We start from the raw sequence: 20908 nt of genomic DNA on the forward strand, positions 1-20908 counted from the left end.
CTATTCAATTTTTAAATATTGGTAAAAATTATGCCGCCATGGCGGGCCATGCCCCATGTTGGTGCACCAATAACAAAAAACCCGGCAACGCAGTACGCGTTGCCGGGTTTTTCAAAGGATGCCCGAGGGCCGAAGACTATCTACTTGCGTCCGCCCCGTGCCGGCGCGGCATGGCCGCCCTTGGCTGGCGGCTTGCCGCCACGGCCCATCGGCACGGCGACCGGCTTGGCCTTGGTCTTGATGGTCGACAAGATTGACGGACGCACTTTCGACTCGACGGCCGTCGCCTTCGGCGCTGCGGCCGTGCCGCCCAGGGCGATACGGTTCTTGCCGGGCGTAACCTTGAACTTGTCCGGCGTGCCGGCGCCATGCGTCTGGCGGCTGCGTTCGCCGGCGGCCAGGCCGCCCGACTCGGATGACGTCCAGGCGGGGATCAAATGCTTGTCGCCATTGCCGATCAAGTCGCCTCGGCCCATGTTGACCAGCGCTTCGCGCAAAATCGGCCAGTTGGCCGGGTCCTGGTAGCGCAGGAACGCTTTATGGGTGCGGCGGATCTTGCCGCTGCGGGCCGTTTCCACCACTTCCGAGTCTGCCGTGACCTTGCGCAGGGGATTCTTGCGCGTGTGATACATGGTCGTCGCCATCGCCATCGGCGTGGGCATGAAGGTTTGCACCTGGTCCAGCTTGAAATTGTTTTTCTTCAGCCACAGGGCCAGGTTCAGCATGTCCGTGTCCGTCGTGCCCGGATGGGCGGCGATGAAATACGGGATCAAATACTGCTTCTTGCCCGCTTCCAGCGAGAAACGGTCGAACATTTCCTTGAATTCGTCATACGCGCCGATGCCGGGCTTCATCATCTTCGACAGGGTGCCCTCTTCCGTGTGCTCAGGGGCAATCTTCAGCAAGCCGCCCACGTGGTGCGTCACCAGCTCCTTGACGTACTCGGGGGACCGCACGGCCAGGTCGTAGCGCAAGCCCGAGCTGATCAAGACTTTCTTGATGCCGGGAATGGCGCGCGCCTTGCGGTACAGGGAAATAAGCTTGCTGTGGTCCGTGCCCAGGTTCACGCAGATGGACGGGTACACGCACGACAGGCGGCGGCACGACACTTCGATCTCTTTTTCCTTGCAGGCGAGGCGGTACATATTCGCCGTCGGACCGCCCATATCGGAAATGGTGCCCGTAAAGCCTTTGGTTTTATCGCGGATATGCTCGATTTCGCGCAGGATCGACGGTTCCGAACGGCTCTGGATGATGCGTCCTTCATGCTCCGTGATCGAGCAGAAGGTGCAGCCGCCGAAGCAGCCGCGCATGATGTTGACGGAAAAGCGGATCATTTCCCACGCGGGGATATGCGCCTTGCCGTAGCTCGGGTGCGGCGCGCGCGCGTAGTTCATGTCGTACACGCCATCCATCTCGTCCATGGCCAGCGGCAGCGGCGGCGGATTGAGCCACACGTCGCGTTCGCCGTGCGCCTGCACCATGGCGCGCGCATTGCCGGGATTCGATTCCAGGTGGAACACGCGCGAAGCGTGTGCATACATGACGGGGTCATCCTTGACGACGTCGTAGGCGGGCAGGCGCACCACCGTCTTGTCGTGCTTTTCCTTGGCCATGGCCAGGCGCTCTTCGCGGCTCATGATGCGGATCGGCTTGATGACTTCGGCCGATTTCGACGCATTTTCCGTGGCGCAGGCGGTCTTGTCTTCCTGCACCATCTCGTAGGGGCTGTAGTGCGGATCGATCTTGCCGGGCACGTCGACGCGGGTGGAATTGTGCACGCCCCAGTCGTCACCGGGCAGCCAGCCGGCCGGCACCATGAAGGCCGTGCCGCGCAAGTCGCGGATATCCTTGATGTTTTCGCCGGCGGCCAGACGGTGCGTCAGGTCGACCAGCGCGCGCTCGGCATTGCCGAAAATCAACAAATCGGCCTTGGAATCGGGCAAGACGGAACGGCGGACCTTGTCCGACCAGTAATCGTAATGGGCGATGCGGCGCAAGGACGCCTCGATGCTGCCGATGACGATGGGCACGTCGGAATACGCTTCGCGCGCGCGCTGGGCGTACACGGTGACGGCGCGGTCCGGGCGTTTATTTGGTTCGGCATTGGCCGTGTAGGCATCGTCGGAGCGGATCTTGCGGTCGGCCGTGTACTGGTTGACCATGGAATCCATGTTGCCGGCGGTAATGCCGTAGTACAAACGCGGCTTGCCGAGGATGCGGAAGGCGTCGGCCGACAGCCAGTCGGGCTGGCTGATGATGCCGACGCGGTAACCTTGCGCTTCGAGCAGGCGGCCGACCAGGGCCATGCCGAAGCTCGGATGGTCGATGTAGGCGTCGCCCGTGACGAGGATGACGTCGCACTGGTCCCAGCCCAGCGCGTCCATCTCGGCACGCGACATCGGCAGGAAAGGCGCCACGGCAGCGCGGGCAGACCGCTTGGGAACGGTCGCAAATAAATTGGTAGGGGAGCTCATAGGGTACGGATTGTACCGGAATTGGCCATTTCCAACCTGACGGCCTGCTTTTTACTGTTGGATTTCAGTACAAAAAACGTTTAATTTTCAAACACTTGGGGAAAGAAGGCCCGTCCCGGCAGGGCCAGGCCCAGCATTTCCCGCAACTTGCTTAAATGCCCATATTGGCTAGAATCTCACCCAGTTCCCGCAAAGCCGGCTCCAGTTTCGGATGCTTGACGGCAAACTTGGCCGACAATTCCTGGCTGCGCTCGGCCAGTCCATACGTGGTCGACTCTTCTTCCTGTTCCTGCGCGGCGCGCTTTTCCATCAGCAACTTGATGTCGACATCGAGTTTTTGCAGCAAACCATGCAGTTCTTCATCGACGGGGCCGCTGCTTGCGAGGGTCGAATGCAGTTGTTGCAGCGATTCCTTGAGTTTGCTATCCATGTTTTTTCCTGTCAGTCAGTAAATTGCGTGTCCAGGAACAATTGTTCCACCTTGCTCCTGGCCCACGGGGTCTTGCGCAAAAACTTCAGGCTCGACTTGATGCTGGGATCGCTGATGAAGCAATTGATATCGATGTGCTTGGCCAGGCCGTCCCAGCCGTAGTGGGCGTGCAGGCGCGTCACGATACCTTCCAGGGTAATGCCATTCAAATCTTGCTGACTCATATACTCTTTCGACTGCCTTGGTTACGTCTTCATTTACATCTTACTCAATTCTACGCCGCCGGCACAGAAAGCTTGCGTGCGCCAGGTCAACGCAACGCAAGCTTCTGATGAGAACGGCTTACTTCGCGTTCAAGCCGCGGCGTTCCAGCAGCGGTTCCACGGTAGCATCGCGGCCGCGGAAGTCGCGGAACAGCTGCAGCGCATCGACGCTGCCGCCGCGCGACAGCAATTTGCTGCGGAACCAGTCGCCATTCTTGCGCGTCAGGCCGCCGTTTTCCTTGAACCAGTTGACCGATTCCGCGTCCAGCTTTTCCGACCACAGGTAGGCGTAATACGCCGCCGAGTAGCCGCCCGAGAAGCTGTGCGAGAAATACGCGGTGCGGTAGCGCGGCGGCACGGGCGCGTAATCGACGCCCGCATCTTTCAGCGATGCCGCTTCAAAGGCCAGCACGTCCGTCGGAATCTGGCTCGGCGCCAGCTGGTGCCAGCGCTGGTCCAGCAGGGCGGCCGACAGGTATTCCGTCGTCATGAAGCCCTGGTTGAATTTCTTCGCCGCAGTGACCTTGTCGAGCAATTCCTGCGGCATGGCCGCACCGCTCTGGTAGTGCTTGGCATAGTTTTGCAGCACTTCCGGCCAGACGGCCCACATTTCATTGACTTGCGACGGGTACTCGACGAAGTCGCTCGGCACGCTGGTGCCGGCAAAGCGCGGGTATTTCACGTTCGAAAACATGCCGTGCAGCGCATGGCCGAATTCGTGGAACATGGTCGTCACTTCATCGAACGTCAGCAAGGTCGGCTGGCCGGCGGGCGGCTTCGGAATGTTCAATTGGTTGGCGACGACGGGATGCGTGCCCATCAGCGATGATTGCGACACATATTCATTCATCCACGCACCGCCATGCTTGTTGCCGCGCGCATAGAAATCGGCAATGAACAGGGCCAGCGGCTTGCCGTTGGCATCCAGAACGTCGTAGACGCGCACGTCCGGGTTGTACACCGGCAAGTCCTTCCGTTCCTTGAAGCTGATGCCATACAGTTTATTGGCGGCAAAGAAGACGCCGTTGTTCAGCACGCTATTCAGTTCCAAATACGGTTTCAGCTCGTTTTCATCGAAATTGAAACGCTGCTTGCGCAGCTTGTCCGTGTAGATGGCCCAGTCGGCCGCTGCCACCTGGAAACCGCCTTTTTCCGCATCGACCACTTGCTGCAGGTCGGCCGCTTCGCGGCGCGCGTTGGCGACGGCCGGTTTCGCCAGTTCCGACAGCAGGGTGTTGACGGCCGTGGTGGTCTTGGCCGTCTGGTCTTCCAGCGAATACGCGGCGTAGTTGGCGTAACCGAGCAAAGTCGCCCGTTCGGCGCGCAGTTTGGCCAGCTTCAGCACGATGGCGCGGTTGTCGAACTCGCCGCCCTGGCTGCCGCGGTTCAGCGACGCATCCATCAGGCGCTGACGCGTCTTGCGATCCGTCAATACGGCCAATGGCGGCTGGCCGCTGGTGTTCACCAGGGCAATGACGAACTTGCCCGTCAAGCCCCGTTCCTTGGCTGCCGTGGCGGCCGTATCGATATCGCTGTCCGTCATGCCCGCCAGTTCGGCACGCGTGTCGACGATGATGCTCTTGGCATTCGTTTCCTTCAGCACGTTTTGCGCGAAAGCCGTTTCCAGGCCCGCCTGCTCGGCGTTATAGGCTTTCAGTTTTTCCTTGTCCGCATCGGACAGCTTGGCGCCGGCGCGCACGAAATCCGTGTGATAGCGCTCGAGCAGGCGCAGGGATTCCGCATCGAGGCCCAGCTTGTCGCGCTTGGCATACAGGGTGTCGATGCGGGTAAACAATTTCGGGTTCAGGGTGATGGCATCGCCATGCGCGGCCAGTTTCGGCGACACGTCCACTTCCACCGCTTCCAGCACGCTGTTCGTGTTGGTCGACGTCATGTTGCTGAAGATGCTTTGTACGCGGTGCAGCAGCTGTCCCGTGCGCTCCAGGGCCACGATGGTGTTCTCGAACGTGGCCGGCTGGCGGTTGCTGGCGATCACGTTGACTTCGGCCAGCTGGCGTTTCATGCCTTCGGCAAACGCCGGCGCATAGTGCTCGTCCTTGATCAGGCCGAATTGCGGCATCTGGAACGGCAGCGGACTGACTTTCAACAGGGGATTCTGGGCGCTGACGGCGGCGGCAGGCGCGGATTTTGCGGTGGCGGCAGCCATGGCGGAAGGAACGGCGTGGGCCAGCATGACGCTGGCGGCGATGACGAGCAGTTGTGGACGGATCATGACATCTTTCAGGAGGCGCGGGAAGAACCGCGATCGCGTCGCGGGCCAGTGGCAGATCATAGCAGCCTGTCACACAGGCGTCATCCAACATGGGCGATCCTGTGGTGCAGCACGCCAAATGCGCGGTTTACCACGGTGTACAATCAAAATCCCCAAATAAAAATGGCCGCCCATTGCCGGGCGGCCATTGATGTTCAGCACCGGCGAGGCCGGTGCTGGGGAGAAATTACTTGCCGTTCAAGCCACGGCGTTCCAGCAGCGGTTCGATCTTCGCATCGCGGCCGCGGAAGTTGCGGTAGATGTCGAGCGCATCGGCGCTGCCGCCGCGCGACAGCAGTTTCTGACGGAACCAGTCGCCGTTCTTGCGCGTCAGGCCGCCGTTTTCCTTGAACCACTCGACCGTGTCGGCGTCGAGCTTTTCCGACCACAGGTAGGCGTAGTAGCCGGCCGAATAGCCGCCCGCGAACGCGTGCGAAAAATACGTGGTGCGGTAGCGCGGCGGCGCCGGGGCGAAATCGACGCCCGCGTCCGTCAAGGCGGCCTTTTCAAACGCCAGCACGTCGGTCGGGATCTGTGCCGGGGTCAGCTGGTGCCAGCGCTGGTCCAGCAGGGCCGATGCCAGGTATTCCGTGGTCTTGTAGCCCTGGTTGAAATTGTCCGCCGCCGTCACCTTGGCCAGCAGTTCAGCCGGAATGGCCGCGCCCGTCTGGTAGTGCTTCGCGTAGTTTTGCAGCACTTCCGGCCACAGCGCCCACATTTCATTGACTTGCGACGGGTATTCGACGAAGTCGCGCGGCACGCTGGTGCCGGCAAAGCGCGGGTACTTCACGTTCGAAAACATGCCGTGCAGCGCATGGCCGAATTCGTGGAACATGGTGTTGACTTCGTCAAACGTCATCAGGGTCGGCTGGCCCGCTTCCGGCTTCGGAATGTTCAGGTTATTCGCGATCACCGGCTTGCGGTTCAGCAAGCTCGACTGGCCCACGTAGGCATTCGCCCAGGCGCCGCCGCGCTTGTTGCTGCGCGCGTAAGGGTCGAGCGTAAAGATGGCCAGCTGCGTGCCGTCTTCATTGAAGACGTCGTACACCAGCATGTCGGTGTTGTAGACGGGCAAGTCGGTGCGCTGCTTGAAGGTGAGGCCGTACAATTTACCGGCGGCAAAGAACACGCCACGGGTCAATACGCTGTGCATCTCAAAGTACGGTTTGAGTTGCGTTTCGTCAAAGTTGTAGCGTTCGGCGCGCACCTTGTCGCTGTAGAAGGCCCAGTCGGCGGCGCCTACCTTGAAGCCGCCTTTGCCCGCATCGATGACCTTCTGGATGTCGTCCGCTTCACGGCGCGCATTGACGACGGCCGGCTTCGCCAATTCGCCCAGCAGGGCGTTCACGGCGGTGGTGTCGTGCGCCGTCTGGTCTTCCAGCGAGTAGGCCGCGTAGTTCGGGTAACCCATCAGCGCGGCACGTTCGGCGCGCAGCTTGGCCAGTTCCAGCACTTCCTGGGTGTTGTCGAACTCGCCGCCACGGCTGCCGCGCGCTTGCGAAGCGGCCATGATGCGTTCGCGCACGGCGCGGTTGGTCAGCAGCGACAGCGGCGCCTGGCCCGTCGTGTTGACGAGGGCGATCACGTACTTGCCGTCCAGGCCGCGCTTCTTGGCCAGGCCGGCGGCCACTTCGATGGCGGCCGGCGACAGGCCGTCCAGTTCTTCGCGCGTATCGACGACGACAGCCGAGGCGTTCAATTCCTTCAGCACGTTCTGCGCGAACTTGGTCGACAGGGCTGCCAGCTGGCCATTGTAGGCGCGCAGCTTTTGCTTGTCGGCCGCCGACAGCTTGGCGCCCGCGCGCACAAAATCGGTGTGATAGCGTTCCAGCAAGCGTTTCGATTCCGCATCCAGGCCCAGCTTGTCGCGCTTGGCGTACAGGGCGTCGATGCGCTTGAAGAGCTTGTCGTTGAGCATGATGGCGTCGCTGTGGGCCGCCATTTTCGGCGCCAGTTCGCGTTCCAGGCCCTGGATCGTCTCATTCGTGTTGGAGCCGGACATCACGGAAAACACGGTGCGCACGCGGCTCAGCAGCTGGCCCGAGCGTTCCATGGCCACGATGGTGTTGTCGAAGGTCGCTGGCTGCTTGTTATTCGCAATCGCGTCGATTTCCGCCAGGTTGGCGGCCATGCCTGCCGTAAAGGCGGGCGCGTAGTCGGCATCCTGCACCTTGTCGAACGGCGGATAGTGGAAGGGCAGGCTGCTGGCCTGCGCAAACGGGTTCGAAGCAGGCAGCGCTGCGGCCGCGGTGGCGGCAAAAGCGGCGGCGGCTGGCGCCAGCATCAGGCTGGCGGCGATGACGAGCATAGTTGGACGGGTCATGTCTTCTTTCAAGGAACGCAAGAGAGCCGCGATTGTGTCGCGGGCCAGCCTGAAATAATAACAGCCAGAAACACTTGCGTCACCCGCAACTACCGATGGTAGCGATACGCCCGTACAGCGTTAGTAATGCGGCGGACGTTCGTTGACCAGCCCGCCATTCGCCTGCTGCGCCCCGTCGCGCACGTGCTCGCCCAACTTGTGCAGCATCGCTTCCAATTGATCGATGCGCTTGCCCTGCTGGTACACCATCTGGTTCAACGACTCGACCAGGTCTTCCTGCTGCGCCAGCTTGATTTCGATATCGACGAAACGTACTTCCATCTGTTCTGCATTGTCCATGGTGCTCTCGGTGATTCCTGACTGAAAGGGGGCATTCTACCGCCGCAGCGGCGTGAGCCAGGACAAACTCCCTCCATTCCCCGCCGGACGGGCTGCGATTTCTGTTTATTCTTCCTGTATGGGCTCAAACCGCTTGACGAATGAGAACAAACGATTACAATGAATGCACCAACGCCGCCCGAACCAGTACTCATCGATACGCGCAAGACGGCCGAATACCGGCGCTGGGAAGATGGTTTGCACGATGTGGCGGCCGCCGCCATCGATGCCCGCATCAAGCATTTGCAGCACGGTAAGAAGGGCGACTGGCGCCCTGTGGGCGAAGGCGTGTGCGAACTGCGCTTTTTACAGACGGGGCCGGGCTGGCGCGTGTATTTTCATGAAACGAATCGGGGCACCCTGATCTTGCTGCTGCTGGGTGGCGACAAATCCAGCCAGCAACGCGACATCAAGCAGGCGCAAGCGATCCTCAGGGAACTGAAAGCCCGGCAGGCGGCCATCCGGAAAGCGGCGGCATCCACAGGAGCACGAAAGCAATGAACCAACATATCGACCATGACACCTTCGACCTCGACGACCTGGAGGCCTTAGGCCTGAGCAAATTTGACCCAACGCAACATCTGACCAGCAAGGCCGCCGTGGCCGCCTACATGAGCGAAATCGTCGCCACCGGCAACGCGGAACTGTTCCAGTCCGCCATGAACGACGTGGTGCGCGCCTACGGCATGGGCAAGGTGGCGGCCAGGGCCGACATCACGCGCGAAGGCGCATATAAAGCCTTGCGCGAAGGCAGCAAGCCGCGCTTTGAAACCATTTTAAAGATGCTCGACGCGCTGGGCATGCAGCTGGCCATCGTGCCGAAAACCACGCCCGACGGCGCAGTGGAAGCGTGAACGCTGCTTAAGCCTTCGGCGCGGCCAGCAAAGCCTTCATGCGCGCCAGACGTTCTTTCGGCGAAATCACTTCCGCTTCCGTCGGCACGGCGTCGCCCACGTCGAGTTGCATTTCCTTGATGAAGCGCGACGGATCGCAATGGACTTGCTCGCCCGCCCGCTTGCGCTTCTTGCACCAGGTGACGTGCAGAGTGCGCTGGGCGCGCGTAATGCCCACATACATCAGCCGCCGCTCTTCCTGGATGCGCGCGGCGATGGTTTCGGCGGGCGCGTCCGCGTCGCCCTTGTGCGGCAAGATGCCCTCTTCCACGCCAACGAGAAACACGTGCGGAAACTCCAGCCCTTTCGACGCGTGCAGGGTGGACATGCGCACGGCGTCCTGCTCCTCATCCTTGCCCTCCAACATCGTCATCAGGGCCACCATCTGCGTCAGTTCCAGCACGTTCTTTTCTTCGCCATCGCGGTCCTTGCCGCCCCGGCCACGCTCCTTGAGCCAGTTGACGAATTCGAGCACGTTCTGCCACTTGCTTTGCGCTTGCCGTTCCTCGAAGGCATCATACAGATACGATTCGTAGTGGATTTCCTTCATCATGTCGTCCAGCACTTCGGCCGCGTTGTCGCCGCTGCCGGCCGCGCCGGGGCGGCTGGCGCGCGATTCGAGGTCGTTGATGAAGTTGCAGAAGTCGCGCAGCGGTCCCAGCTGGCGGTCCGTCAGCTTGGCCTCGCCTCGATGCCGCCTTTAAAGACGGCCTGAAACAGCGAGCACTGCCACTGCCCCGAAAACGCGCCCAGCACTTCCAGGGTCGACTGCCCCACGCCACGGCGCGGCGTCGTCACGGCGCGAATGAAGGCCGGGTCGTCGTCTTCGTTGGCCAGCAAACGCAGGTAGCTGATGATGTCCTTGATCTCGGCCTTATCAAAAAAACTCTGGCCGCCCGAAATCGTGTACGGGATGCGTTCCTTGCGCAAACATTGCTCGATGATCCGTGCCTGGTGGTTGCCCCGGTACAGAATCGCGTAGTCGGAAAATTTGTTTTTTCTCTCGAAATGGTCGGCCGAAATCATGATGGCGACCTGCTCCGCCTCCTGCTCGTCCGTCTGCATGCCCAGCACCTTGATCGGCTCGCCCAGGCCGTGCTCCGACCACAGCGACTTTTCGAACAATTTCGGATTATTGCCGATGACGGCATTGGCCGCATTGAGCACGCGCATGGTGGAGCGGTAATTCTGCTCCAGTTTGATCACGCGCAAATCGGGGAAATCCGTTTCCAGCGTTTTCAGATTTTCCACCGTGGCGCCGCGCCACGCATAGATCGCCTGGTCGTCGTCGCCCACGGCCGTAAACATCGGCTTCTTGCCGATGCCCGTCACCATCAATTTCACCAGTTCGTACTGGCAGGTATTCGTATCCTGGTATTCATCGACGAGCAGGTAGCGCAAACGCCGCTGCCACTTGTCGCGCACGGGGCCATTGTTGCGGAACAATTCCACGGGCAAGCGTATTAAATCGTCGAAATCGACGGCCTGGTAGGCGGAGAGCGTGGCCACATAGCTGCGGTAGATGCGCGCCGCGTTCGCTTCATCTTCATCCTTGGCTTGCGCCAGCGCCATGTCCGGGTCGATCAGGCCATTTTTCCACAGCGACATGGCATTCTGGATGCCGCGGATCACCTGTTTATCGGTGGTAATGGCGAGGTCTTGCACCAAGGAAAAACAATCGTCGCTATCCATATGGAAAAGCGGTCTTTCAAGCCCACGCCATTGGCTTCCTGGCGCAGGATTTTCACGCCCAGCGAGTGGAAGGTCGATACCGTCAACTGCTTGGCCTGGCGCGGCTGCTTCAAGAGCTTGGCGATGCGTTCCTGCATTTCCAGCGCCGCCTTGTTGGTGAAGGTCAGCGCGGCGATGGTGCGCGGGTCGTAGCCCCGGTCTTCGATCAGATGGGCGATCTTTTGCGTGATCACGCGCGTCTTGCCCGAACCGGCGCCCGCCAGTACCAGACAAGGGCCGTCGAGGTAGGTAACCGCTTCGCTTTGGGGCGCATTCAGACCGAACTGTGGTGCTTTGGACATCAGGGTATTTCCGCAGGGAACAGCAGCCCATTGTAACAGCGTCGCGCCCGCCATTTGCACGGCGAGATCTGCATGAAAAACAGGCAACGGCATTGATATATCGCCATATGCCGCCATCTTGGCCGCTGCAATGCGTGCGGCGCGGCCACGCCTGGAGTACCATTCCGCCTATATCGCCCGCGCGCGCCCACTTACCGAATGGCAGTCCCATGAAATTTGAACACCTGATTGAAATCAACGATCCCTTGAACCCGCTGATCGACACCCTGACCCTGGAACAGGTCTGGCGCGGCCTCGTCTTGCGCGCCGAGTCGCCCAAGCTGTTCGTGCCGCACCTCGATGAATGCCGGATCAGCGAGCGCTGCGATGCCGGTTTCGCGCGCAGCCTGCGCTATGGCGAGCTGGTCATCAACGACAAGGTGGTGCTGGTGCCGCAACTGCAGGTGCGCTATGAAGTGCCGGCGCAGAAAGACATCAGCGCTTCCTCGCTGGTGATGACCATCGAGATGCCCGACGAAGCGAGCCTGTGGGTGCGCTTCCAGTACGACGACGGCCACGACGCGGCCACCGATGCGGCCAACGCCCTGTACGACGACTTCCGCCGCTCCGCCTACAAGGAGTCCGACATCGACACCGTGCGCATCATGCGCGAGCTGGCGCTTGAGGGACGACTGGATGCAGGTCTGCTGAATTAACCTCCCGCGCTAAATTCGTGCGCTGCGGCCCCATAACTGGTCGGGGCGAAATTGCAGTCCCGCCTGCTCCGCGCTGAGCACTTCGCGGATGGCGTGCAAGTCCACGCGCGTATCGCGCCGCAGCGGCACGTCCAGGCGCGCGCCGCGCGGGCCGATCAGCGATTGCACGTGGGGCGTGGTGGCATTCAAGCCCTTGCGCGTGACGACGCCGATTTCTCCATTCAACAGTTTCACGAAGGTGCCGACGGGATAGATGCCCAGCTCGCGCACCAGCAAGGATGCCAGCGGCGCATCCAGGGTGGCCTTGTCGGCCATCAACATTTCGCGCAGGGCCACGTTCGGCAGCAAAGGCTGGCGGTAGCTGCGCTTCGAGACGCGCGCGCAATAGCGGTCGGCCAGCATGATCAGGCGGGCACCGATGCCGATCGCCTCGCCTTGCGTGCCCAGCGGATAGCCGCTGCCATCGATATTTTCATGGTGCTGCAGCACGGCTTGCAGCCAGACGGCGTCCGTCACGCCCGCCGCGCGCAGCAAGTCGACACCGGCTTGCGGATGGGCGCGCAAATAGGCGCGTTCCTGCGCATCCAGCGGCCCGGCCTTGTGCTGGAAATCCGCATGGCGTTCCAGCATGCCCACATTCATGCTCAGCGCGGCCAGCACCACGCTGCGGATCACATCGTCACCGAGTTTCAGGGCGCGCGCCAGCAGGGCCGCGATGACGGCCGTATCGACGCTGTGCCGCACGGCAAAGTCGCCCGCGCCCTGGTTGTGCAGGATGCAGGCCAGCGCCACGTCGGCGTCCAGAACAACGGCCTCTTCCACCAGCTGCGCCAGCGCGGCCAGCGGTGCGTGGCTGCCCGCTTGCCCGGCGGCGATGGATGGCAAGACGAGGGCCAGCCCCGCCGTGACGAGGTTCAGCATGCGCAGGGCCGACGGCGCTTCCGTGGCCGTGCGCGGCACGTCGGCGCTGGTATCGGCGATGACGCCGCGCGCCAGCAGCAATGCGATCTGGTTCTCGCTGCTGATGACATGGCCCAGCCTGGCCAGCAAGCCGCCCGTCTCGCCATGCACGTCCCAGGGCAGGGCCACGCCCAGGGCGAGTTCTCCCGCGTAAATGCGCCGAATTTTCACATCGTCTCCATCATCGCCTGCACCCGCTTGTTTTTACCATCGTGGCATCAGCGGCATGTACCAATTGAAATGTTTTTTGCTTTTAATCAATATTTCAATGTGGCAGCGATGATCGCGCAATCATGTGCGCTTGTCTACAAAATTGTGTAAATATCAAAATTGCATCAGACGCCAGGCGAGCAGTCGGCGCAGCCGGGCGCGTGTTCCGGGTCTTTTTCCAGGTGCAGCGCCAGTTCGCGCAAGGCCGTGCGCACGCCTTCCTCGATGACGGGGTGGTAGAACGGCATGTCGAGCATGGCCGGCACCGTCAGCTGCGCCTGGCATGCCCACGCCAGCAAATGGCCCAGGTGTTCCGCCCGGGGGCCGATCAGCTCGGCGCCAAGAAAACGCTTGCTGCCGAATTCCGCATACACGCGCAGCATGCCCTGGTTTTGCAGCATGACGCGGCTGCGGCCCTGGTTGCCGAACGACACGGCGCCGACGGCGAAGCGGCCCGCGTGGCTCACGCACAGCTGCTGGTAGGTGGCGCCCACGGTGGCGATCTGCGGCTCCGTGAAGGCGATCGCCAGCGGCGTGCGGCGCAAGCCAGGCTTGACGTCAGGAAAGCGCGCCGCGTTGTCGCCCGCGATGCGGCCCTCGTCGGCCGCCTCGGGCAGCAGCGGCAAGGCGTTGTCGGCATCGCCCGCGATGAAGATGGCACTCTTGCCGCACTGCATGGTGTGCGGGTCATGCAAGGGGATGCCGTGGCGGTCGAGCTCGATTTGCGCCGTTTCCAGGCCGATCTTGTCCACGTTCGGACGGCGGCCGATGGCGGCCAGCACGTACTCGAACTGCTCGGTTCTTTCCACGCCCGCATCATCGCTACTGGTGAGCGCGATGCCGCCGCCGTCCGGCGTTGTTGCCATGTGGGCGACCTGGGTCATGAAACGGATATCGAGTTCGCGCGCCAGCACGGCGTCGGCCTCCCGCAGCACCAGCGGATCCGTCAGCTGGGCGACTTTATTGCCGCGCGCAAACACCGTCACGCGCACGCCCAGCCGCGCCAGCGCCTGTCCCAGTTCAAGGCCGATGACGCCGCTGCCGACCACGGCGACCGATTGCGGCAAGTCCGTCCATTCGAACACGGCGTCGCTGGTGATGACGCGCTGGCCCGCCGCCTGCCACTCGGGCGGCACGATGGGCGTGGAACCGGTGGCGATGACGACGCTGGCGGCTTCGACAAGCGTGTGTTCGTCGACCTGCAGCTTGCCTGGCGCGATGAAGCGGGCGTGGCCGCGCAGCTTTTCTTCGTCGGGGATGGCGTTGACGCCGTCGAGCACGAAGCCGACAAAGCGGTCGCGCTCGCTGCGCACCCTGGCCATCACTTGCCGGCCGTCGATGCGCACGGGGCCCGGATGCACGCCAAAAGCGGGCGCGGCAGCCACCGCATGGGCCGCCTCGGCCGCCGCGATCAGGAGTTTGCTGGGCATGCAGCCGACCCTGGCGCACGTCGTGCCGTACGGCCCGCTTTCGATCATCAGCACGCGCTTGCCCTGCATGCGCGCCGCCCTGTGCGCCGTCATGCCGGCCGTGCCGCCGCCGATCACGGCCACATCCACTCGTATCGTTTTCATGGTGCTGTCCATCCCACTGAGGTTGCTCACAGCGTTCGATACTACCCGTTTGCCGAAAATAAGGTTTTACTTTGCAGCAATATATGCATTAGTATAACTAATCATTTTCAAAATTTATAAGCTGAGCTAATGGGATCACTCGATTATCGCGCGCTGGCCGTGCTGGACGCCGTCGCCAGCCATGGCAGTTTCGACAAGGCTGCCCTGGCGCTGGGCATCACCCAGTCGGCCGTCTCGCAGCGCATCAAGGCGCTGGAAGACGCCAGCGGACGCTTGCTGATCATCCGTGGCCAGCCGGCCGTGCCGACGGGCCTGGGCCAGCGATTGATCGTGCATCACCGCAACGTCAAGCTGATGGAAGCGTCGCTCGACATCGACCTGGGCAACAGCGTCAGCATGCCGGAAATCGCCATCGCCATCGATGCCGACAGCCTGGCCACGTGGTTTCCCGACACCTTGTCCGCCCTGCTGGCGCCGCCCCGCTGCCAGCTCGACGTGCGCCTGGCCGACAGCGACAGCGCCTTGCAGATGGTGCGCGACGGCTCCGTGTTCGGCTGCGTGGCGGCAGAGTCCGGCACAGCGATCGACGCGGCGGCCGCCACCAGCGTCACGCCGCTGGGCACTTTGCGCTATGTCTGCGTGGCCACGCCCGTGTTTGCCGGGCACTGGTTCGGCGATGGTTTTATTGCCGAGGCGGTACAACTGGCGCCGGCCGTGGTGGGCCAGCACGGCTTGCTGGCGCGTTTCCTCGCGGAACAATTGAGCCTGCGCGAACCATTTCCGCACCACACCTTGCCCGTGGAAGCGGCGCGCCGCGCCTGCGTCCAGGATGGCCTGGCCTACGGCCTGATGCCGCAGCGCCTGGCCGCGCAGGCGCTGGCGACAGACCGTCTCGTGGATCTGATGCCGGGCAGCACCCTGGACGTACCGCTGAGCTGGCATGCGTGGACCTTGGACACGCCGTTTACCAAGCTGTTGTCGGAACAGATCGTCAAAGCCGGGCGCGACTACCTGGCTTAAATATCCAGCGGATCCACTTCCAGCGACCATTTCACGCGCGTCTTCATGGCGCGCAATTCCATCAGCCATTCCTTCAGGAACGCCTGCAGCGCGGGCCGCGAGGGCGATTCCAGCAGCAGCTGGGCGCGGTCCACGTTGTAGACGCGCGTCATGCTCATGGGAATCGGGTCATTGATGGTCACTTGCGGGTGTTCCATGCACTCTTTCGCCGCCTGCAGGAATTCGATGGCCGTCGCCAGCTCCGGGGCTTCGGCGCGCAGCAGGGCCTGGAACAGGTAGGGCGGCAGCGCCGCCTGGGCCCGCTCTTCCAGCAAGGTGGTGGCGAAATGGTCGTAATCGTGGTTGACGACGGCGTCGTACAGCGGATGGCGCGCATAGCGCGTCTGGATCAGCACTTCGCTGACGCTGCCCCCTTCCGTCTGCGCGGCGCGCCCGGCCCGGCCCGCCACCTGCATCAGCTGGGCGAACAGGCGTTCGCTGGCCCGGTAATCCTGGGAAAACAGGGCCGTGTCCGGATTCAAAATGCCGACCAGGGTCAGTTTTTTGAAGTCGTGGCCCTTGGCCACCATCTGCGTGCCGATCAGAATATCGACTTCGCCCCGGTGCACGGTGTCGAACGCTTCCTGCGCGCTGCCCTTCTTGCGCGTGGAATCGGCATCGATGCGCAAAATCCTCGCCTCGGGAAACAATTGCTGCAAGCCCTCTTCCACCCGCTGCGTGCCCCGTCCCAGCGGCTGCAGATCGACGTTGCCGCAGGTGGGGCAATGGCGGGGAATGCGCAGTTCCAGGCTGCAATGGTGACAACGCAGCCGGTGCTCGGGCTTGTGCAGCACCATGAACGAGGTGCAGCGCGTGCAATTGCTGATCCAGCCGCACGATTCGCAGCAGATGACGGGCGAATACCCGCGCCGGTTCAAGAACAGCAGCGACTGCTCGCCGCGCTCCATGCGCAGTTTTAATGCCGCCACCAAGTGCGACGTCAAGCCGTCCTTCGGCTTGTCGCGCTCCATGTCGAGGATCTTGACGCGCGGCAACACCGCATTCTTGACGGCCCGTTCGCGCAATTCCAGCTTGCGATAGCGCCCCGTCTGCGCGTGGTGCCAGCTTTCCAGCGACGGTGTGGCCGAACCGAGCACGATGGGAATCTGCAATTGCCAGGCGCGCCACACGGCCAGGTCGCGCGCGGAATAGCGCAAGCCTTCCTGCTGCTTGTAGGAAGGATCGTGCTCTTCGTCGATGACGATCAGTTTCAATTTCGGCAAGGACGCCAGGATGGCCAAGCGCGTGCCGAGCACGATGCGCGCCTGGCCCTGGTGCGCGGCCAGCCAGTGCAGCATGCGCTCGCCTTCGGACAGGCTGCTGTGCAGGGTCGCCAGCATGACGCCGGGAAAACGCGCGCGGATATTGCCTTCCAGCTGGGGCGTGAGGTTGATTTCCGGCACCAGGATGAGGATTTGCGCATCGTCCTCGCGCGCCAGCACCTGGGCGCAGGCTTGCAGATACACTTCCGTCTTGCCGCTGCCCGTCACGCCGTACAGCAGGGTTGGCTTGAAACCCTGGGCGCCGCCGATGGCGTCCGCAGCTTCTTGCTGGGCAGCATTGAGCGCCGGCATGTTCAGCGGCGTGCCGTCATGCGCATCGGCCAGCTTGCCCAGCTTCTTGATGGCGCGGTCGAGCGCCACGGTGGTCAGCACGCGCAGGTTCTTCGGTAAACCCGGCAAGGCCACTTCACCGAGCGGGCGCTGGTAGTAATCGGCGGCGAAAGCGGCCAGCGCCAGCCACTGCTCCGACAGGGGCGCCAGCTGGCTGCGCACGGCCAGCACGTCCTTCAATTTCGCGGCAGGCACGTCGGTGCTGTCGGACACGCCGACGATCAGCCCCATCACTTCGCGCCGGCCGAACGGCACCAGCGCCAGCTGCCCCACTTGCGGCAGCGGCGCGTCCGCGACGCCGTCCGCCGCCGCCCCGTTCCAGCGATAGTCGAACAGGGCGTTCAGGGGCGTGTCGAGCGCGATTTTCAGGATGCACGGCGTCAAAAGGCACTGCGGCATGGGGGTATGGCCTATCTCAATAAAAAAGCGCGCCGCAGGGTCGATGGCGCGGCGGGATGTCAGGCGTCAAGCCAGCGGGCCATGATACTTGTTTCGTCCGTCAAACGCCTAACGGCAGACAGCACGGCGTGTCCTCGTGCCAGAAGAAAATTCTGTGGATAACTTTGTGGACAAAGCAAAATTAACTTTCAGAAAAATGTGGATAGAAAATTTCGTTCGCCGTCAAGAGCGGCACGCAAGAAAAATAAAGCATTTAAAATCAATGGCTTAAAAATTGATGCCCGGGAGGCTAGAAATCCACAGCACATTTCCGCCGCTGTGCATAACTGAACCATTTGTAATTTATTTATACAGAAATCCGCACCATTTTGATGCGCCAGATTCGGAAAAACACGGGCGGCACGCGGCAAAATTGACAATTGCCGGGCAAGCGTTCGCTTTTGCCTGGCGGGCGGCGAAACATTGTTCAATTATCATGCAGTGCAACATGCACTTCAGGTGAAACCTGAACATCGGCGCTAAGTATCGGTTAACAAATTACTTTTCAATTTTATCCACAGAATCTGTTGATAACTTTGTGGACAATGAAGGAATAAGGCGAGCGGACGAAAGAATAACCTTATCAATTGCAACAAAGTCCGCCAAACAAGGCATTTTTTTTATTTCTTAATAATCAAGCACTTGCAAAGCGCCCCCGGGCATGGCTTTGACACTGCCTCTTATTTCCGCAGCAAAAAAAATTGTGCATAAGTCGGTATTTCTTGCTAAGGCGCAGCAAAGAAAAAGGCAGGCTTCCGCTGGAAAGCCTGCCTTATCTACCCCTGCGCCAGGGGAAAACGAATACTTACTGGCCGCTGCGCATGGCGCGGCTCATGCTGTGCACGGCTTCCACCATCGCTTCGACCGATTCCGGCGGCGTGAACTGGGAAATGCCGTGGCCCAGGTTGAACACGTGGCCCGTGCCGGCCGACGGCGCGCCGAACGCATTGAGCACTTTCGCCACTTCGGCGCGGATCTGCTCGGGGCTGGCGAACAGGATGGCGGGATCGAGATTGCCCTGCAAGCCCACTTTATGGCCCACCAGCTGGCGCGCGCGCGTCAGGTTGACGGTCCAGTCCAGGCCCACGGCATCGGCGCCGATGTCGGCGATCTGCTCGATCCACTGGCCGCCGCCCTTGGTAAACACGATGGCGGGAATCTTGACGCCATCCTTGTCGCGTTTCAGCTGCGCCACCACTTGCTGCATGTAGGCCAGCGAGAATTCCTGGTAGGCGCCATCGGCCAGCGCACCGCCCCAGGAATCGAAAATCATCACGGCTTGCGCGCCGGCATCGATCTGCGCATTCAGGTACTGCGCCACGGAAGTGGCGTTGATCGCCAGGATGTGGTGCATCAGGTCGGGGCGGTTGTACAGCATCTTCTTGATGGTGTGGAACTCTTTCGAGCCGCCGCCTTCCACCATGTAGCACGCCAGGGTCCACGGGCTGCCGGAAAAACCGATCAGCGGCACGCGGCCATTGAGTTCCGTGCGGATCTGCGTGACGGCCTTGAAGACGTAGTCGAGCGATTCCAGGTCCGGCACCTGCAACGCCTTCACGTCCTGTTCCGTGCGCAGCGGACGCTCGAACTTCGGGCCTTCGCCATCGGCGAAATACAGGCCCAGGCCCATCGCGTCGGGCACCGTCAGGATGTCGGAAAACAAAATCGCCGCGTCGAGCGGGAAGCGCTCCAGGGGCTGCAAGGTCACTTCGGTGGCGTAATCGGGATTCTTTGCCAGGCCCAGGAAGGAGCCGGCCCGCTCGCGCGTGGCGCGGTATTCGGGCAGGTAGCGGCCCGCCTGGCGCATCAGCCAGACAGGGGTGTGCTCGGTCGGCTGGCGCAGCAGGGCGCGCAGGAAAGTGTCGTTCTGGAGCGGAGCAAATTGTGGCATGGAAGGCAATCAATAGCTTGGAGAAGCGGTATTATCGCATCCAATCGCCGCCATTTCATTGATTCCGGTGCCGCTTTGCAGCATTTGCCACGCACAGCGATGACTTTCGTTGTGCCTGCCCTTCCATTATGATGATGAACGCCGCCGCGCTGCCTGACGCCGCCTGGAGGCCCCCTCTTTCCACCACGACACGGAGCCCGCATGACCTCGACCGCATCCAGCACCCCCTTATGGCATCTGGCCATCGCCGATCAGCGCCGCCCTCGTCGCCGCCGGCGCCTCGCCGCTGACGCAGCTGGCCCTGGGGGGCGCGGATGGCGCCGACGTGTACTGGCTGGCCGGACGCGCCAGCGAGGCGGGCCGCAACACCCTGCTGCGCCAGCGCGGCGCGCGTGTCGATGAACTGACGCCGGCACCGTTCAATGTGCGCAGCCGCGTGCATGAATACGGCGGCGGCGCCTATGCCGTGGCCGGCGATAGCGTGTATTTCTCGCATTTCGCCGACAATTGCCTGTACCGCGTGAGCGGCGACGGCGCGCCCGAAGCCTTCACCACGGGCGGCAACACGCGCCACGCGGACTTCGTCGTCGATGCGGCCCGTGCCCGCCTGATCGCCGTGCGCGAACAGCACCCGGAGCAAGGCCACGCGCAGCCGGAAAACTGCCTGGCGGCCGTCGGCTTCGACGGGCGCGAAACGGTGCTGGCACGGGGCCACGATTTTTATGCGGCGCCGCGCCTGTCGCCGGACGGCAGCCAGCTGGCCTGGATCAGCTGGGACCACCCGCGCCTGCCGTGGCAAGGCACGGAACTGTGGCTGGCCGACGTGCACGCGGACGGCACGCTGGGCTCTCCGCGCCTGATCGCCGGCGGCGCGCGCGAGTCGATTTGCCAGCCGGAATGGTCGCCGAACGGCTTACTGCACTTCGTTTCCGACAGCAGCGGCTGGTGGAATTTGTACCGCCTGCATGGCGCCGATATCGAGGCGCTGTGCCCGATGGAAGCGGAATTTGCCACGCCGCACTGGACTTTCGGCGGCAGCATGTACGGCTTTCTGTCCGACGACGAGATCGTCTGCACGTATATCCAGGCCGGCGTCAGCTACCTGGCGCAGCTGAGCGTGGCGGCGGCCAAGCTGGAACCGATCCCCCACCCGTACCAGGAAATCCGCGAACTGCGCGTGGGCCCCGGCTTCGTCGCGCTGCTCGGCGGCAGCCCCACCATCGCGCTGGAACTGGCGCGCATCGATTTGGCTAACCATGAGCTGGAAGTGCTGGCGCAGTCGATCACGGCCTTGCCCGCGCTCGACTACCTGTCCGTGCCGCGCAGCTTGAGTTTTACCAGCAGCAATGGCCGCACGGCGCACGCCTTCTTTTATCCGCCGAAAAATGACGAGGTGCAG

At 62.2% G+C, this 20908-nt stretch carries 15 protein-coding genes and 1 pseudogene; 4 read left to right on the top strand and 12 right to left on the bottom strand.

Annotated elements, in window-relative coordinates; all coding sequences use genetic code 11:
- Positions 1–140: 140 nt before the first annotated feature.
- The 6 genes from ACQVLG_RS06625 to ACQVLG_RS06650 all read right to left on the bottom strand — a co-directional run bounded on the left by ACQVLG_RS06625 (position 141) and on the right by ACQVLG_RS06650 (position 8104).
- Entirely contained in the window at positions 141–2402 is a 2262-nt protein-coding gene (locus ACQVLG_RS06625) for a YgiQ family radical SAM protein (RefSeq protein WP_474295560.1), read from the bottom strand.
- A 226-nt stretch (positions 2403–2628) separates the two neighbouring features.
- Complete coding sequence (locus ACQVLG_RS06630) at positions 2629–2907, bottom strand: DUF4404 family protein (RefSeq protein WP_070219601.1); 279 nt, start codon at positions 2905–2907, stop codon at positions 2629–2631.
- Positions 2908–2918: 11 nt separating this feature from the next.
- A complete protein-coding gene (locus ACQVLG_RS06635) occupies positions 2919–3131 on the bottom strand; it encodes a VF530 family protein (RefSeq protein ID WP_070219603.1) in 213 nt (70 codons plus the stop codon).
- A gap of 118 nt (positions 3132–3249) precedes the next feature.
- Positions 3250–5403 carry a M3 family metallopeptidase gene (locus ACQVLG_RS06640; protein ID WP_474293540.1) on the bottom strand — a complete coding sequence of 718 codons (2154 nt, stop codon included), beginning with the start codon at positions 5401–5403 and terminating at the stop codon, positions 3250–3252.
- Between the two features lie 226 nt (positions 5404–5629).
- Positions 5630–7765, bottom strand: coding sequence for a M3 family metallopeptidase (locus ACQVLG_RS06645; RefSeq protein WP_230542002.1), 2136 nt, complete (start codon positions 7763–7765; stop codon positions 5630–5632).
- A 120-nt stretch (positions 7766–7885) separates the two neighbouring features.
- Positions 7886–8104 (bottom strand): SlyX family protein, encoded by a 219-nt coding sequence (locus ACQVLG_RS06650; RefSeq protein ID WP_034753936.1) that lies wholly within the window; start codon positions 8102–8104, stop codon positions 7886–7888.
- A 159-nt stretch (positions 8105–8263) separates the two neighbouring features.
- Here ACQVLG_RS06650 and ACQVLG_RS06655 point away from each other — a divergent pair, with 159 nt between their 5' ends.
- Together ACQVLG_RS06655 and ACQVLG_RS06660 are read left to right on the top strand one after the other, a co-directional pair.
- Positions 8264–8644, top strand: coding sequence for a type II toxin-antitoxin system RelE/ParE family toxin (locus tag ACQVLG_RS06655; protein WP_474293542.1), 381 nt, complete (start codon positions 8264–8266; stop codon positions 8642–8644).
- A complete protein-coding gene (locus ACQVLG_RS06660; protein WP_219312054.1) occupies positions 8641–8997 on the top strand; it encodes an addiction module antidote protein in 357 nt (118 codons plus the stop codon). The genes ACQVLG_RS06655 and ACQVLG_RS06660 overlap by 4 nt, the downstream gene beginning before the upstream one ends.
- Positions 8998–9004: 7 nt before the next feature.
- Here ACQVLG_RS06660 and ACQVLG_RS06665 read toward each other — a convergent pair.
- A pseudogene (locus ACQVLG_RS06665) lies at positions 9005–11069 on the bottom strand (UvrD-helicase domain-containing protein).
- Positions 11070–11278: 209 nt separating this feature from the next.
- On the opposite strand from ACQVLG_RS06665, the gene ACQVLG_RS06670 reads away from it, so the two are divergent.
- Complete coding sequence (locus ACQVLG_RS06670) at positions 11279–11764, top strand: SRPBCC family protein (protein ID WP_230542004.1); 486 nt, start codon at positions 11279–11281, stop codon at positions 11762–11764.
- A gap of 9 nt (positions 11765–11773) precedes the next feature.
- Here the strand turns inward: ACQVLG_RS06670 and ACQVLG_RS06675 are convergent, their stop codons facing one another.
- Both ACQVLG_RS06675 and ACQVLG_RS06680 read right to left on the bottom strand, forming a co-directional pair.
- Entirely contained in the window at positions 11774–12895 is a 1122-nt protein-coding gene (locus ACQVLG_RS06675) for an HD-GYP domain-containing protein (protein ID WP_474293545.1), read from the bottom strand.
- Positions 12896–13059: 164 nt separating this feature from the next.
- Positions 13060–14508, bottom strand: a complete 1449-nt coding sequence (locus tag ACQVLG_RS06680) for a dihydrolipoyl dehydrogenase (protein ID WP_474293547.1) — start codon at positions 14506–14508, stop codon at positions 13060–13062.
- 129 nt (positions 14509–14637) lie between these two features.
- Between ACQVLG_RS06680 and ACQVLG_RS06685 the strand changes: the two genes are divergently transcribed.
- Positions 14638–15528, top strand: a complete 891-nt coding sequence (locus ACQVLG_RS06685) for an ArgP/LysG family DNA-binding transcriptional regulator (RefSeq protein WP_474293549.1) — start codon at positions 14638–14640, stop codon at positions 15526–15528.
- On the opposite strand, the gene ACQVLG_RS06690 is transcribed toward ACQVLG_RS06685, so the two are convergent.
- The 3 genes from ACQVLG_RS06690 to hemE form a co-directional block, all read right to left on the bottom strand.
- Positions 15525–17579 (bottom strand): primosomal protein N', encoded by a 2055-nt coding sequence (locus tag ACQVLG_RS06690; RefSeq protein WP_474293551.1) that lies wholly within the window; start codon positions 17577–17579, stop codon positions 15525–15527. The genes ACQVLG_RS06685 and ACQVLG_RS06690 overlap by 4 nt on opposite strands.
- 188 nt (positions 17580–17767) lie before the next feature.
- Positions 17768–18049, bottom strand: coding sequence for a hypothetical protein (locus tag ACQVLG_RS06695; protein WP_474293553.1), 282 nt, complete (start codon positions 18047–18049; stop codon positions 17768–17770).
- A gap of 374 nt (positions 18050–18423) precedes the next feature.
- A complete protein-coding gene (gene hemE / locus ACQVLG_RS06700; protein ID WP_072457493.1) occupies positions 18424–19509 on the bottom strand; it encodes a uroporphyrinogen decarboxylase in 1086 nt (361 codons plus the stop codon).
- Between the last annotated feature and the right edge of the window lie 1399 nt (positions 19510–20908).

The sequence above is a fragment of the Janthinobacterium sp. TPC_1 genome (assembly GCF_056037845.1).